The sequence below is a fragment of the Variovorax ginsengisoli genome (assembly GCF_030486595.1).
GTDB lineage: Bacteria > Pseudomonadota > Gammaproteobacteria > Burkholderiales > Burkholderiaceae_C > Variovorax > Variovorax ginsengisoli_B.
This window is the reverse complement of record NZ_JAUJZH010000001.1, coordinates 308,113-322,436: the sequence shown is the minus strand read 5'-3', so window position 1 is coordinate 322,436 and position 14,324 is coordinate 308,113. Positions and strand designations below refer to the sequence as shown.

General features: G+C 67.6%; 18 protein-coding genes. All 18 read left to right on the top strand.

Annotation, left to right across the window (positions count from 1 at the left end):
* The first annotated feature begins 8 nt into the window (after positions 1-8).
* Entirely contained in the window at positions 9-1,487 is a 1,479-nt protein-coding gene (locus QZH52_RS01620) for a glutamate synthase subunit beta (protein ID WP_301802803.1), read from the top strand.
* 213 nt (positions 1,488-1,700) lie between these two features.
* Positions 1,701-2,525: an ABC transporter ATP-binding protein gene (locus tag QZH52_RS01615; protein WP_301802800.1), complete on the top strand. Its 825-nt coding sequence runs from the start codon at positions 1,701-1,703 to the stop codon at positions 2,523-2,525.
* A gap of 64 nt (positions 2,526-2,589) precedes the next feature.
* Entirely contained in the window at positions 2,590-3,372 is a 783-nt protein-coding gene (gene mlaE / locus QZH52_RS01610) for a lipid asymmetry maintenance ABC transporter permease subunit MlaE (RefSeq protein WP_286523494.1), read from the top strand.
* A gap of 27 nt (positions 3,373-3,399) precedes the next feature.
* A complete protein-coding gene (mlaD, locus tag QZH52_RS01605; protein WP_286523493.1) occupies positions 3,400-3,891 on the top strand; it encodes an outer membrane lipid asymmetry maintenance protein MlaD in 492 nt (163 codons plus the stop codon).
* Positions 3,888-4,634 (top strand): MlaA family lipoprotein, encoded by a 747-nt coding sequence (locus QZH52_RS01600; protein WP_301802791.1) that lies wholly within the window; start codon positions 3,888-3,890, stop codon positions 4,632-4,634. Before mlaD ends, QZH52_RS01600 begins: the two co-directional genes overlap by 4 nt.
* A 128-nt stretch (positions 4,635-4,762) precedes the next feature.
* A complete protein-coding gene (locus QZH52_RS01595; protein WP_301802788.1) occupies positions 4,763-5,416 on the top strand; it encodes an MlaC/ttg2D family ABC transporter substrate-binding protein in 654 nt (217 codons plus the stop codon).
* A gap of 7 nt (positions 5,417-5,423) precedes the next feature.
* A complete protein-coding gene (locus tag QZH52_RS01590) occupies positions 5,424-5,696 on the top strand; it encodes an STAS domain-containing protein (RefSeq protein WP_286523486.1) in 273 nt (90 codons plus the stop codon).
* Positions 5,697-5,729: 33 nt separating this feature from the next.
* Positions 5,730-6,677: an ABC transporter ATP-binding protein gene (locus QZH52_RS01585; RefSeq protein ID WP_301802780.1), complete on the top strand. Its 948-nt coding sequence runs from the start codon at positions 5,730-5,732 to the stop codon at positions 6,675-6,677.
* Positions 6,677-7,441 (top strand): ABC transporter permease, encoded by a 765-nt coding sequence (locus QZH52_RS01580; protein ID WP_286523962.1) that lies wholly within the window; start codon positions 6,677-6,679, stop codon positions 7,439-7,441. Before QZH52_RS01585 ends, QZH52_RS01580 begins: the two co-directional genes overlap by 1 nt.
* A 9-nt stretch (positions 7,442-7,450) precedes the next feature.
* Complete coding sequence (locus QZH52_RS01575) at positions 7,451-7,693, top strand: BolA family protein (protein ID WP_286536308.1); 243 nt, start codon at positions 7,451-7,453, stop codon at positions 7,691-7,693.
* A gap of 18 nt (positions 7,694-7,711) precedes the next feature.
* A complete protein-coding gene (gene murA, locus QZH52_RS01570) occupies positions 7,712-8,998 on the top strand; it encodes a UDP-N-acetylglucosamine 1-carboxyvinyltransferase (protein WP_301802776.1) in 1,287 nt (428 codons plus the stop codon).
* Entirely contained in the window at positions 8,995-9,633 is a 639-nt protein-coding gene (hisG, locus tag QZH52_RS01565) for an ATP phosphoribosyltransferase (protein ID WP_301802773.1), read from the top strand. The genes murA and hisG overlap by 4 nt, the downstream gene beginning before the upstream one ends.
* On the top strand, positions 9,630-10,958 hold the full coding sequence (hisD, locus tag QZH52_RS01560; RefSeq protein ID WP_301802770.1) for a histidinol dehydrogenase: 1,329 nt from the start codon (positions 9,630-9,632) through the stop codon (positions 10,956-10,958). Before hisG ends, hisD begins: the two co-directional genes overlap by 4 nt.
* Positions 10,955-11,509 (top strand): LbetaH domain-containing protein, encoded by a 555-nt coding sequence (locus QZH52_RS01555; protein WP_301802769.1) that lies wholly within the window; start codon positions 10,955-10,957, stop codon positions 11,507-11,509. The genes hisD and QZH52_RS01555 overlap by 4 nt, the downstream gene beginning before the upstream one ends.
* Positions 11,476-11,853, top strand: a complete 378-nt coding sequence (locus QZH52_RS01550) for a hypothetical protein (protein WP_301802767.1) — start codon at positions 11,476-11,478, stop codon at positions 11,851-11,853. Before QZH52_RS01555 ends, QZH52_RS01550 begins: the two co-directional genes overlap by 34 nt.
* A gap of 17 nt (positions 11,854-11,870) precedes the next feature.
* Positions 11,871-12,962 carry a histidinol-phosphate transaminase gene (hisC, locus tag QZH52_RS01545; RefSeq protein WP_301802765.1) on the top strand — a complete coding sequence of 364 codons (1,092 nt, stop codon included), beginning with the start codon at positions 11,871-11,873 and terminating at the stop codon, positions 12,960-12,962.
* Entirely contained in the window at positions 12,959-13,588 is a 630-nt protein-coding gene (gene hisB / locus QZH52_RS01540; protein ID WP_301802763.1) for an imidazoleglycerol-phosphate dehydratase HisB, read from the top strand. The genes hisC and hisB overlap by 4 nt, the downstream gene beginning before the upstream one ends.
* 2 nt (positions 13,589-13,590) lie before the next feature.
* Complete coding sequence (gene hisH / locus QZH52_RS01535) at positions 13,591-14,247, top strand: imidazole glycerol phosphate synthase subunit HisH (RefSeq protein WP_301802760.1); 657 nt, start codon at positions 13,591-13,593, stop codon at positions 14,245-14,247.
* Positions 14,248-14,324: the final 77 nt, after the last annotated feature.

The following is a 14,324-nucleotide window of genomic DNA, read 5'->3' as shown; positions in this document are numbered from 1 at the left end:
AAAGCACGATGGGAAAAATCACCGGGTTCATGGAGCATGAGCGCATCGAAGAGGGCTACAAGCCGATCGAGGAGCGGGTCAAGCACTACAAGGAATTCGTGGTCGGCCTCGACGAGGCACAGGCCAAGGTCCAGGGCGCGCGCTGCATGGACTGCGGCACGCCGTTCTGCAACAGCGGCTGCCCGGTCAACAACATCATTCCGGACTTCAACGACCTGGTGTATCGGGCCGACTGGCAGAGCGCCTTCGTGGTGCTCGACTCGACCAACAACTTCCCCGAGTTCACCGGCCGCATCTGCCCCGCCCCCTGCGAGGCGGCCTGCGTGCTCAACGTGAACGACGATCCGGTCGGCATCAAGTCGATCGAGCACGCGATCATCGATCGTGCCTGGGACGAAGGCTGGGTGGCGGCCCGTCCGGCCAAGCACAAGACCGGCAAGAAGGTCGCCGTGGTCGGGTCCGGCCCGGCGGGCATGGCGGCAGCCCAGCAGCTGGCGCGGGTCGGCCACGATGTCACCTTGTTCGAGAAGAACGACCGCATCGGCGGCCTGCTGCGCTACGGCATCCCCGACTTCAAGATGGAGAAGGTTCACATCGATCGCCGCGTCGAGCAGATGAAGGCCGAAGGCGTGACCTTCCGCACCGGCGTGATGGTCGGCGCCGCCAAGGATCCGCTGGGCAAGGGCTCCAAGGTCACCAACTGGGCCAAGGAAACCGTCACGCCCGAGCAGCTCGACAAGGAGTTCGACGCGGTGCTGCTGACCGGCGGCGCAGAGCAGTCGCGCGACCTGCCGGTGCCCGGCCGTGACCTCGACGGCATTCATTTCGCCATGGAGTTCCTGCCGCAGCAGAACAAGATCAACGCCGGCGACAAGGTCAAGGGCCAGCTGCGCGCCGACGGCAAGCACGTCATCGTGATCGGCGGCGGTGACACCGGCTCCGACTGCGTGGGCACCAGCAACCGCCACGGCGCGGCCAGCGTGACCCAGTTCGAGCTGATGCCTCAGCCGCCGGAGGAAGAGAACCGCCCGCTGACCTGGCCCTACTGGCCGTACAAGCTGCGCACCAGTTCCAGTCACGAAGAGGGCTGCGAGCGCGAGTTCGCCATCTCCACCAAGGAATTCATCGGCGAAAAGGGCAAGGTCACGGGCCTGAAGACGGTTCGTGTCGAGTGGAAGGACGGCAAGATGGTCGAGGTGGCCGGCAGCGAGCAGGTGCTCAAGGCCGACCTGGTCCTGCTGGCGATGGGCTTCGTGAGCCCGGTGGCCAATGTGCTGGACGCCTTCGGCGTCGAGAAGGACGCCCGCGGCAACGCCAAGGCCAGCGTCGATTTCATCGGCGGCTACGCGACCAACGTGCCCAAGGTGTTCGCCGCCGGCGACATCCGCCGTGGCCAGTCGCTGGTGGTCTGGGCGATCCGCGAGGGCCGCCAGGCGGCCCGCTCGGTCGACGAGTTCCTGATGGGCTTCAGCGACCTGCCGCGCTGAACTGGCCCCACGCTCCCCCACTGGCGTGTGGGTCGCTGCCCCCGAGGGGGCCGCAGGCCGCCTTGGGGCGGCCCGGCGCCGGCCTGCGTCCCTTTGATCCGGTTCGTTTTTCAGAATCGTCGTAGGCACAGCCTGTTACGCGCTTCCCTTATCATTGGCTGTTACCGCGAGCCGGGATGTCCTCATGTGGGGCGCCCCGGCTTTTTCATTGCCATGGACCCATCACCAGCCACTTCCCTCGTTGAGTTTCGCGACGTCGTCTTCGGCTATGGCGACCGCGCCATCCTCGATGGCGTCTCGTTCCTCGTGCCGCGTGGCAAGGTGACCGCGTTGATGGGCGCCTCGGGCGGCGGCAAGACCACCGTGCTGCGCCTGATCGGCGGGCAGGTGCGGGCGCGCCGTGGCGAGGTGCTGTTCGACGGCCATGACGTCGGCCGGATGCCGCCCGATGCGCTTTATGCCGCCCGGCGTCGCATGGGCATGCTGTTCCAGTTCGGCGCGCTCTTCACCGACATGAGCGTGTTCGACAACGTGGCCTTCCCGCTGCGCGAGCACACCCGCCTGTCCGAAGGCTTGATCCGGGACATCGTGCTGATGAAGCTCGACGCCGTCGGCCTGCGCGGCGCCCGCGAGCTGATGCCGAGCGAAGTCTCGGGCGGCATGGCGCGGCGCGTGGCGCTGGCCAGGGCAATCGCGCTCGACCCCGACCTCGTCATGTACGACGAGCCCTTCGCCGGCCTCGACCCGATCTCGCTCGGCACCGCGGCGCGGCTGATCCGGCAGCTCAACGACACGCTGGGGCTCACCAGCGTGATCGTGTCGCACGACCTCGAGGAAACCTTCCGCATCGCCGACCACGTGATCATCCTCGCCAACGGCGGCATTGCCGCGCAGGGCAGCCCGGACGCGGTGCGCGCCAGCGCCGACCCGCTGGTCCACCAGTTCGTCAATGCGCTGCCCGAGGGGCCGGTGCATTTCCACTACCCCGCGGTGGCCGTCGAGGCCGATTTCGGCAATTCCCAAGGGGGGCGCGAATGAGCCCCCGCCCGGCCGCTCCGAAGGGGGCTCGCACCGCAGTGCGCAGCAGCATGGAGGTTAGCCTATGAGCTGGTACAAGCCGGCCGACGTCGGCTTCGCCGTGCGCAGCAAGCTGGCCGACCTCGGTCTGGGTGCGCGCCTGTTCTTCCAGCTCGTGGGGGAGGGTGCGCGCAGCCTGCGCCGCTTCGGCCTGGTGCGTGACCAGATCCACTTCCTGGGCAACTACTCGCTGGCGATCATCGCCGTCTCCGGCCTGTTCGTCGGCTTCGTGCTGGGCCTGCAGGGCTACTACACGCTGCAGCGCTACGGCTCGTCCGAGGCGCTGGGCCTGCTGGTCGCATTGAGCCTGGTGCGCGAGCTCGGCCCGGTCGTGGCGGCCCTGCTGTTCGCGGGCCGTGCCGGCACCTCGCTCACCGCCGAGATCGGCCTCATGAAGGCTGGCGAGCAGCTCAGCGCGATGGAAATGATGGCGGTCGACCCGGTCCAGCGCATCCTGGCGCCGCGCTTCTGGGGCGGCGTGATCACCATGCCCCTGCTGGCGGCGGTGTTCAGCGCGGTCGGCGTGATCGGCGGCTATGTCGTCGGCGTGCTGATGCTGGGCCTCGATGCGGGGGCCTTCTGGGGCCAGATGCAGGGCGGCGTCGACGTCTGGAAGGACGTCGGCAATGGCGTCGTCAAGAGCATCGTCTTCGGCATCGCCGTGACTTTCATCGCTCTGCTTCAGGGCTACCAGGCCCAGCCGACGCCCGAGGGAGTCTCGCGCGCCACCACCCGCACGGTGGTCGTCGCCTCGCTCACCGTGCTCGGGCTCGATTTCATGCTGACCGCCATGATGTTCAGCATTTAGGCTCCACGTTCACTGAGAGTGCAACACATGCAACGTTCCAACAATGACATCTGGGTCGGCCTGTTCGTGCTGATCGGCGGCGCGGCGCTGCTGTTCCTGGCGCTGCAGTCGGCCAACCTGCTGAGCCTGAATTTCCAGAAGACCTATGCCGTGACCGCGCGCTTCGACAACATCGGCGGGCTCAAGCCCCAAACCGCGGTCAAGAGCGCCGGCGTGGTGGTCGGGCGCGTCGAATCCATCACGTTCGACGACAAGAACTTTCAGGCCGCCGTGACGCTGGCGCTCCAGAATCGCTACAGTTTCCCCAAGGACAGCTCGTTCAAGATCCTGACCAGCGGCCTGCTGGGCGAGCAATACATCGGCATCGAGGCCGGCGCCGACGAAAAGACCCTTCAAGCCGGCGATGTCGTGACCGATACCCAATCAGCGGTCGTGCTCGAGAACCTGATCAGCCAGTTCCTGTACAGCAAGGCGGCCGAAGGAAGCACGCCATCCGGAAACGCCAACAACAAGAAATGAAACCACGAACTTCTCTCGCCGGCCGGGTCGCGTGCGTCCGCATCGCCAATGGCCTGCGCGCAGCAGGCGCCGCCGGCGTCCTCGCCTTCTTCACGGGTTGCGCCACCGGCCCGAACGCCAATCCGGCCGATCCGCTGGAGCCGCTCAACCGGCAGGTGTATCGCTTCAACAACGCGCTCGACGATGCGGTTCTGAAGCCGGCCGCCACGGTCTACGTCAAGGTGCTGCCCTCGCCGGTGCGCACCGGCGTGAACAATTTCTTCGGCAACCTCTCCGACGTCTGGAGCTTCGCCAACAGCGTGGCGCAGCTCAAGCTCCAGGACAGCGCGCAGACTTTCATGCGCCTGAACGTCAACACGTTCTTCGGCCTCGGCGGGATCCTGGACATCGCAACCGAACTCGGCATCGACCGCCACAGCGAGGACTTCGGCCAGACGCTGGGCCGCTGGGGCGTTCCGGCGGGCCCGTACCTGATCCTGCCCCTGCTCGGCCCCTCCACCCTGCGCGACACCGCTGCCTTGCCGCTCGACCTCCGGGGCGACCTGCTGAGCGGCGTGTCGGACATCTCGGTGCGCAACTCGATGTACGCTCTCCGCCTGATCGACATCCGCGCCAACCTGTTGCGCGTCGGCCAGCTGCTCGAGGATGCGGCGCTCGACCGGTACACCTTCACCCGTGACGCCTTCCTGCAGCGCCGCCGCAACGATGTGCACGACGGAAACCTGCCCGACGAGGGCAATTAAGGCCTTGCGCGGGCGGGGCCATTGCATTCGGTTGCAGGCCATGAGCCGCGATGTGGAACCCTCCGTGTGGCGTGGACTCGAACCCCGTTGGGCGAACGCCTCACTTTTCATGACAAGGGATTGACTCGATGAACCAGATTCTTCAACGCCGCACCCTGGGACGGTTGGCGCTGGGCGGCCTGCTGCTGGCGGCTGCCGCTGCCGGATTCGTGCGGCCGGCCCTGGCCGCGGACGAGGCGCCCGATGCGCTCGTGAAGCGGCTGTCTTCCGACGTGCTGGACACGATCAAGGCCGACAAGTCGATCAAGGCGGGCGATGTCGGCAAGATCATGCTGCTGGTCGACACCAAGATCATGCCGAACGTGAACTTCCTGCGCATGACGTCCTCGGCCGTCGGTCCGGCCTGGCGCCAGGCCACGCCGGAGCAGCAGAAGCGGCTCGAGGACGCGTTCAAGACCCTGCTGGTGCGCACCTACGCGGGCGCCCTCGACCAGGTCAGCGACCAGACCGTCGTCGTGCGCCCGTTCCGTGGCTCGGCCGACGACAAGGAGGTGCTCGTGCGCACCGAAGTCAAGGGCAGCGGCGATCCGGTGCAGCTCGACTACCGGCTCGAGAAGACCCCCGGCGAGGCCGGCGGCTGGAAGATCTACAACATCAACGTCCTGGGCGTATGGCTGGTGGATACCTACCGCACCCAGTTCGCGCAGCAGATCAACGCCAAGGGCATCGACGGCCTGATCGCCGCCCTCGAGGCGCGCAACAAGAACAACGGCAAGGGCTGAGCCGGCCATGCTGGTGCTGCCACCCAAGTTGACGCACGACGAGGCGCCGGCCTGCGCCTACATGCTCCAGCGCGGCCTGGCCGGGCAGACCGATACGGCCACGGTGGTCGACGCCAGCGCGCTGGTCCACTTCGACTCCTCGGCGCTGGCGGTGTTGCTCGAGTGCCGGCGCGAGTCCAGCGCGCTCGGTCGCGGCTTTGCCGTCAAGGGGTTGCCGGCCCGCCTGCGCGAACTGGCCGCGCTGTACGGAATCGCAGGCCTTTTGCCGGCCGCGCCCTAGAAAACCGGCGGCCGCTTAAAATCGCGGGTTCCCATGCCCGCGATCTCCTTTCAATCGGTCTGCAAGACCTACCCCCCCTCACGCCAGCAACGAAGCCAGGGCAAGCCCGGGCTCCGCGCCGTCGATGACGTGAGCTTCCAGATCGAAGAGGGCGAGTTCTTCGGCCTCCTGGGGCCGAACGGGGCCGGCAAGACCACCCTGATCAGCATGCTCGCCGGGCTGTCGCGCCCGACCAGCGGCGCCATCGCGGTCCACGGCTTCGACGTCCAGAAGGACTACGCCCAGGCCCGCCGCCAACTCGGCGTGGTGCCGCAGGAGCTGGTCTTCGACCCGTTCTTCAACGTCCGCGAGGCGCTGCGGATCCAGTCGGGCTACTTCGGCATCAAGAACAACGACGCCTGGATCGACGAACTCCTGCAGAGCCTCGGCCTGGCCGACAAGGCGGGCGCGAACATGCGCCAGCTCTCGGGCGGCATGAAGCGGCGCGTGCTGGTGGCCCAGGCGCTGGTCCACAAGCCGCCTGTGATCGTGCTGGACGAGCCCACCGCCGGCGTCGACGTCGAGCTGCGCCAGACGCTGTGGCAGTTCGTCGCCAAGCTCAACAAACAGGGCAGCACGGTGCTGCTGACCACCCACTATCTCGAAGAGGCCGAGGCGCTGTGCCATCGGATCGCGATGCTCAAGCAAGGCCGCGTGATCGCGCTCGACCGCACCAGCGAGCTGCTGCGGTCGGCAGCCAGCAACGTGCTGCGCTTCAAGACCGACGGGATGCTGCCCTGGGCGATCGCCCAGAACGCCCGCATCACGGGCCGCATCGTGCAGCTGCCGGCGCAGAACGCCCACGAGGTCGAGCAGCTGCTGGCCGCGATCCGCGAAGCCGGGCTCGACGTCGAGGACGTCGAGATGCGCAAGGCCGACCTCGAGGACGTCTTCATCGACCTGATGGCGGGCGAGCAGACGCCGCTGGAGGTCGCAAGATGATGATCAACGCGCTCGGCTGGCGCGCGCTTCTGTACAAGGAAACGCTGCGCTTCTGGAAGGTCGGCTTCCAGACCGTCGGCGCCCCGGTGCTGACCGCGGTGCTCTACCTGGCGGTCTTCGGCCATGTGCTCGAGGACCACGTCAAGGTCTTCGGCACCGTGAGCTACACCGCCTTCCTGGTCCCGGGCCTGGTGATGATGAGCGTGCTGCAGAACGCCTTCGCCAATAGCTCGTCGTCGATCATCCAGAGCAAGATCATGGGCAGCCTGGTGTTCGTGCTGCTGACGCCGCTGTCGCACTGGGGCTGGTTCCTCGCCTACGTGGGCTCGTCGATCGTGCGCGGGCTGGCGGTGGGCCTGGGCGTGTTCATCGTCACCGCCTTCTTCGCGATGCCGAGCTTCGTGGCGCCGTTGTGGATCCTGGTTTTCGCCTTCCTGGGCGCCGCCATCCTCGGCACGCTGGGCCTGATCGCCGGCCTCTGGGCCGAGAAATTCGACCAGATGGCGGTGTTCCAGAACTTCCTGATCATGCCGATGACCTTCCTGTCCGGCGTGTTCTATTCGATCGGGTCGCTGCCGCCTTTCTGGCAGACGGTGAGCCACCTGAACCCCTTCTTCTACATGATCGATGGCTTTCGCTACGGCTTCTTCGGCATCAGCGATGCTTCGCCCTGGCTGAGCCTGGCGATCGTCGGCAGCGCCTGGCTGGTGGTCAGCGCGATCGCCGTGCACCTCCTGCGCATCGGCTACAAGATCCGCGGATGAAAACGAACCATGACAGCTGACGAACTCCAATCGATCATCCAGGCCGGCCTGGCCTGCGACCACATCACGCTCGAGGGCGATGGCCGCCACTGGTACGCCACCATCGTCTCCGCCGAGTTCGAGGGCAAGCGCGCCATCCAGCGGCATCAGCGGGTCTATGCCACCCTGGGTGCGAAAATGCACACCGACGAAGTGCACGCGCTCTCGATGAAAACCTTCACGCCTGCCGAATGGGCAGGCCAGTCTCGCTAGACCTCCGCTGGATTCCTCATGGACAAACTTCTGATTCGCGGCGGGCGCAAGCTTCGCGGCGAGGTACTCATTTCCGGCGCCAAGAATGCCGCGCTGCCCGAACTCTGCGCGGCTCTGCTGACCGATCGCCCCGTCATGCTGCACAACGTGCCGCGCCTGAAGGACGTCGCGACCATGCTCAAGCTGGTCCACAACATGGGCGTGCGCGCCGAGCGCGACGACAACGGCACGGTGCGCATCGATGCCCGCTCGCTCGAGGTGCCCGAGGCACCCTACGAACTGGTCAAGACGATGCGGGCCTCGGTGCTCGCGCTCGGCCCGCTGCTGGCGCGCTTCGGCAGGGCCAAGGTCTCGCTGCCAGGCGGCTGCGCGATCGGCTCGCGTCCGGTCGACCAGCACATCAAGGGCCTGCAGGCCATGGGTGCCGAGATCGTGGTCGAGCACGGCTACATGGTGGCGGGCATCGGCGGTGGCCGCAAACGCCTGCACGGCGCCCGCATCACCACCGACATGGTGACGGTCACCGGCACCGAGAACTTCCTCATGGCGGCGGCGCTGGCCGAGGGCGAGACGGTGCTCGAGAACGCCGCCCAGGAGCCTGAAATCGCCGACCTGGCCGAGATGCTGATTGCCATGGGCGCGAAGATCGAGGGCCACGGCACCAGCCGCATCCGCATCCAGGGCGTGGAGCGGCTCGACGGCTGCACCCACCAGGTGGTGGCCGACCGGATCGAGGCCGGCACCTTCCTGTGCGCCGTGGCCGCGGCCGGCGGCGAGGTATTCCTGAAGCATGGCCGCGCCGACCACCTCGATGCCGTGATCGAGAAGCTGCGCGAGGCCGGGGCGCAGGTGGAGGCGGTCGACGGCGGCATCCGGGTGCAGAGCCAGGGCCGGCTCAAGGCACAGAGCTTCCGCACCACCGAGTACCCGGGCTTCCCGACCGACATGCAGGCCCAGTTCATGGCGCTCAACGCGATCGCCGAAGGCACCTCGACCGTCACCGAGACGATCTTCGAGAACCGCTTCATGCACGTCGACGAGATGCTGCGTCTCGGCGCCAAGATCCAGACCGACGGCAAGGTGGCGGTGATCGAGGGCGTGCGCCAGCTGTCCGGCGCCACCGTGATGGCAACCGACCTGCGCGCCTCGGCCAGCCTCGTGATCGCCGGCCTGGTGGCCGATGGCGAGACCCTGGTCGACCGCATCTACCATCTCGACCGCGGCTACGACCGCATGGAAGGCAAGCTGCGCGGCATCGGCGCCGACATCGAGCGGGTGGCCGGGCCGGCCGAGGTGCAGCCGTGATCACGCTGGCGCTGTCGAAGGGCCGCATCTTCGAGGAGACCCTGCCGCTGCTGGCTGCGGCCGGCATCGAGGTCACCGAAGACCCCGAGAAATCGCGCAAGTTGATCCTCGCCACCACGAGGCCCGATGTCCGCGTGGTGCTGGTGCGCGCCTCCGACGTGCCGACCTACGTCCAGTACGGCGGCGCCGACCTCGGCGTGACCGGGCTCGACGTGCTGCTCGAGCACGGCAACCAGGGCCTCTACCAGCCGCTCGACCTGCGCATCGCGGCCTGCCGCCTGAGCGTAGCGGTGCGCGCCGACTACGACTACGCCTCGGCCGTCAAGCAAGGCTCGCGGCTCAAGGTGGCGACCAAGTACGTCGGCCTGGCGCGCGAATTCTTCGCCAGCAAGGGCGTGCACGTCGACCTGATCAAGCTCTACGGCAGCATGGAACTGGCTCCGCTCACGGGGCTGGCCGATGCCATCGTCGACCTGGTCTCGACCGGCAACACGCTCAAGGCCAACCATCTGATCGAGGTCGAACGCATCATGGACATCAGCGCCCGGCTGGTGGTCAACCAGGCCGCGCTCAAGCTCAAGCAAGAGCCCATCCGCCGCATCGTCGATGCCTTCGCATCGGCCATCCCGACATGAACCTGAAAGCCGCTCCCGCCCGCCTGTCCACCGCGTCGGCCACCTTCGAGGCCGAATTCAAGGCGCGCCTGCATTGGTCGGCCGAAGCGGATGCGGCCATCGAGCAGGTGGTGGCCGACATCCTGGCCGACGTTCGGCAGCGGGGCGACGAGGCCGTGCTCGACTACACGCGGCGTTTCGACCGCCTCGACGTCGACGGCTTGCCGGCGCTGGAACTCACGGCCGCCGAGTTGCGCGCCGCCTTCGAGTCGCTGCCGGCGGAGCAGAAAGATGCGCTCCAAGCCGCGGCAAGCCGCGTCAGGAGCTACCACGAGGCGCAGAAAAAGGCGAGCGGCGAGAGCTGGAGCTACCGCGATGCCGACGGCACGCTGCTCGGCCAGAAGGTCACGCCGCTGGACCGCGTCGGCATCTACGTGCCGGGCGGCAAGGCCGCCTATCCGTCGAGCGTGCTCATGAACGCGGTTCCGGCGCACGTGGCCGGGGTCGGCGAGATCATCATGGTGGTGCCGACGCCGGGCGGCGAGCGCAACCCGCTGGTGCTCGCTGCCGCCTACGTGGCCGGTGTCACGCGCGCCTTCACGATCGGCGGCGCCCAGGCGGTGGCGGCCCTGGCATACGGCACGGCCACGATTCCGGCGGTCGACAAGATCACCGGGCCCGGCAATGCCTACGTGGCGGCCGCCAAGCGGCGCGTGTTCGGCACCGTCGGCATCGACATGATCGCCGGCCCGAGCGAAATTCTGGTGCTGGCCGACGGCAGCACGCCGCCCGAGTGGGTCGCGATGGATCTGTTCAGCCAGGCCGAGCACGATGAACTCGCGCAGAGCATCCTGCTCAGTCCTGACGCCGCCTACATCGAGCGCGTGCAGCAGGAGATCGACCGCCTGCTGCCCTCGATGCCACGCGCCGAGATCATTGCCGCCTCGCTCAACGGCCGCGGCGCGCTGATCCACACGCGCAGCATGGAAGAAGCCTGCGAAATCAGCAACCGGATCGCACCCGAACACCTCGAGGTCAGCAGCCAGGAGCCGCACCGCTGGGAGCCCCTGCTCAGGCACGCCGGCGCGATCTTTCTCGGTGCCTACACCAGCGAAAGCCTGGGCGACTACTGCGCCGGCCCCAACCACGTGCTGCCGACCAGCGGCACGGCACGCTTCAGCTCGCCGCTCGGGGTCTACGATTTCCAGAAGCGCTCGAGCCTGATCGAAGTCAGCGAGGAGGGCGCCCAGGCGCTCGGGCAGGTGGCCTCGGTGCTCGCCCATGGCGAGGGCCTGCAGGCCCACGCCCGGGCGGCCGAGATGCGGCTGCGCAACGCGAAGCCATGAAACACGAAGCCCTCGACCTCAAGACCAACCGCAGGCACCCCTGGAGCCTGGGCCAGAAGCTGCGCCGCGCCTGCTGGATCCTGATCTGGGGCCTCCTGGGCCGACCCGGGCTACGCGCCTTCTCGCCGCTGCGGATCTTGCTTCTGCGGCTTTTTGGCGCCCGGATCGGCGAGGGCGTTCTGGTCTGCGCCGGGGTCAAGGTTTTGATGCCCTGGAACCTGGTGATCGGCAACTACACGGCGATCGGCGAGGGCGTCGAGATCTACAACTACGGCCAAGTCCACATCGGCAAGAACTGCTGCGTGTCGCAACGGGTCTGGCTGTGCACCGGCACGCACGACTACAAGCTGCCCAGCTTCCCGCTGATCTGGGACGACATCCACGTCGGCGACGGTGTCTGGCTGGCGGCTGAATCCTTCGTGGCGCCCGGCGTCACGATCGGCGACAGCGCCGTGGTCGGGGCCCGCTCGGTGGTCACCCGCGACCTCGAGGGCTGGTCGGTTCATGCGGGGAACCCATGCGTGTTGATCAAGCCACGGCCGCGCGCCTGATCCGCATCGGGGCGGCCGGGATGCTGCTGGCGATGACGGCCTTCGCCCAGGCGATGTCGATCCGCGAACTGCGCACGCTCGAGGCCAACGAGAAAGATGGCAAGCTCTACGCCAACTACTACCTGGTGGGCGTCATGGAAGGCCTGCGGGAAGCCAACGACGCCGAACAGCGCGCCGGCCAGAAGCCGCTGTTCTGCATCAACGGCCGCCGACTCGAGCCCGCGATGGCGCGCTCCCTCTATCAAACCGAACTGACGCGCAACGCCGACAGCTACGAGGCCGACATGCCGGTGCAACTCGTCCTTTCGGCGGCGCTGCGCAACAGCTATCGCTGCAACCCGTGAATCCGAACCAGCCCCGAATGACCGCCACCGACGATACCCGCCGCGCCCTCGGCCGCATCCGCGCCGACGTGCAATCCATGCATGCCTACGCCGTGCAGGACGCCCGCGGCCTGCTCAAGCTCGACGCGATGGAAAACCCCCACGGCCTGGCGCCGGCGCTGCAGGCCGCCCTCGGCGAGCGGCTCGGCGCGCTGGCCCTGAACCGCTACCCGGGCGAGCGCGGCGCCGACCTGCAGCGCGCGCTGGCGGCGCACGCCGGCATGCCCGAGGGCTTCGCGCTGATGCTGGGCAACGGCTCGGACGAGCTGATCTCCTTGCTGGCGATTGCTTGCGACCTGCCGGGCGCCACGATGCTGGCGCCGGTGCCCGGCTTCGTGATGTACGCCATGAGCGCCCAGTTGCAGGGCCTGCGCTTCGTCGGCGTTCCGCTCTCGGCCGACTTCGAGCTCGACGAGGGCGCCATGCTCGACGCCATCGCCCGCGAGAGGCCGGCCATCGTGTTCCTGGCCTACCCGAACAACCCGACCGCCAATCTCTGGAACGACACGGTGATCGAGAAGATCGTCCAGGCCCAGGGCGCCCAGGGCGGGCTGGTGGTCATCGACGAGGCCTACCAGCCGTTCGCGGGCCGCAGCTACATCGACCGCGTGGCCCGCCATGGCCACGTGCTGCTGATGCGCACGCTCAGCAAGTTCGGCCTGGCCGGCGCCCGCCTGGGCTACCTGATGGGCCCGGCCGCGCTGGTGGCCGAGATCGACAAGGTGCGCCCGCCCTACAACATCAGCGTGCTGAACTGCGAGTGCGCCCTGTTCGCCCTCGAGCATGCCGATGTGTTCGCCGCCCAGGCGGCCGAGATCCGCAGCGAGCGCGCCGTGGTGGTGGCGCGGCTGGCCCGCCTGCCGGCGGTCCGGAGCTGGCCGAGCGAGGCCAACATGATCCTGATCCGGGTGCCCGACGCGGCAAAGACCTTCGAGGGAATGAAGGCACGCGGCGTGCTGGTCAAGAACGTTTCTAAAATGCACCCATTGCTCGCCAACTGCCTGCGCCTGACGGTCGGAACCGCCGACGAGAATGCGCAGATGCTCGCGGCCCTCGAAGCCTCACTATGAACACCCCACTGGCACCCGAAGCCGTCATCGCCACCGGCGCGCGCGCGGCGTCCGTCACCCGCAACACGGCCGAGACCAAGATCACGGTCAAGCTCGACCTCGACGGAACCGGCCGCGCGAAACTGTCGACCGGCATCGGCTTTTTCGACCACATGCTCGACCAGATCGCCCGCCATGGCCTGATCGACCTCGACATCGACTGCCAGGGCGACCTGCACATCGACGGCCACCACACGGTCGAGGACGTCGGCATCACCCTGGGCCAGGCGGTCGCCAAGGCGGTCGGCGACAAGAAGGGCATCCGCCGCTACGGGCATGCGTATGTGCCGCTCGACGAGGCGCTGAGCCGTGTCGTGATCGATTTCTCGGGCCGCCCGGGCCTGGTCATGGACGTGCCCTTCACCAGCGGCATGATCGGCACCTTCGACAGCCAGCTGACCTACGAGTTCTTCCAGGGCTTCGCCAACCACGCCTTCGTGACCCTGCACATCGACAACCTCAAGGGTGTCAACGCGCACCACCAGTGCGAGACCGTGTTCAAGGCCTTCGCGCGGGCGCTGCGGGCGGCGCTCGAGCTCGATCCGCGCTCGGCCGGCGTCATTCCCTCGACCAAGGGCTCCCTCTGACCGTGTCGACTGCAAACAACACCGTGGCCGTGGTCGACTACGGCATGGGCAACCTGCGCTCGGTGTCGCAGGCCGTGCAGCACGCCGCCGACCAGGTCGGGGTGGAGGTGTTCGTCACCTCCGACCCCGACGTGGTGCGCCGGGCCACCCGCGTGGTGCTGCCGGGACAGGGCGCCATGCCCGACTGCATGCGCGAACTGGCCGACTCCGGCCTCCTCGACTCGGTGCTCGAGGCCGCCGCCAGCAAGCCGCTGTTCGGCGTCTGCGTCGGCATGCAGATGCTGCTGTCGCACAGCGACGAAGGTCCGACCGATGGCCTGGACCTGATCCCGGGCCAGGTCCGGAAGTTCGAGCTCGAAGGCCGGCTGCAGCCGGACGGCAGCCGCTTCAAGGTGCCGCAGATGGGCTGGAACCAGGTTTTCCAGACCCGGCCTCACCCGGTCTGGGCCGGCGTGCCCGACCAGAGCTATTTCTATTTCGTCCACAGCTTCTATGCCCGGCCCGCCGATCCCGCGCACAGCGCCGGGGAGGCCGACTATGGCGAGCGCTTTACCGCTGCCGTCGCACGCGATAATATTTTCGCTACCCAGTTCCACCCGGAGAAGAGTGCGGACCACGGGTTGCAGCTCTATCGAAATTTCCTCCACTGGAACCCCTGACGCATTGAACGCCTCCACCGTTCGGCCCGGGCCTGTGCCCGCGGCCCGCCGGGTTCTGAGTACCATCGCGCTTTTCC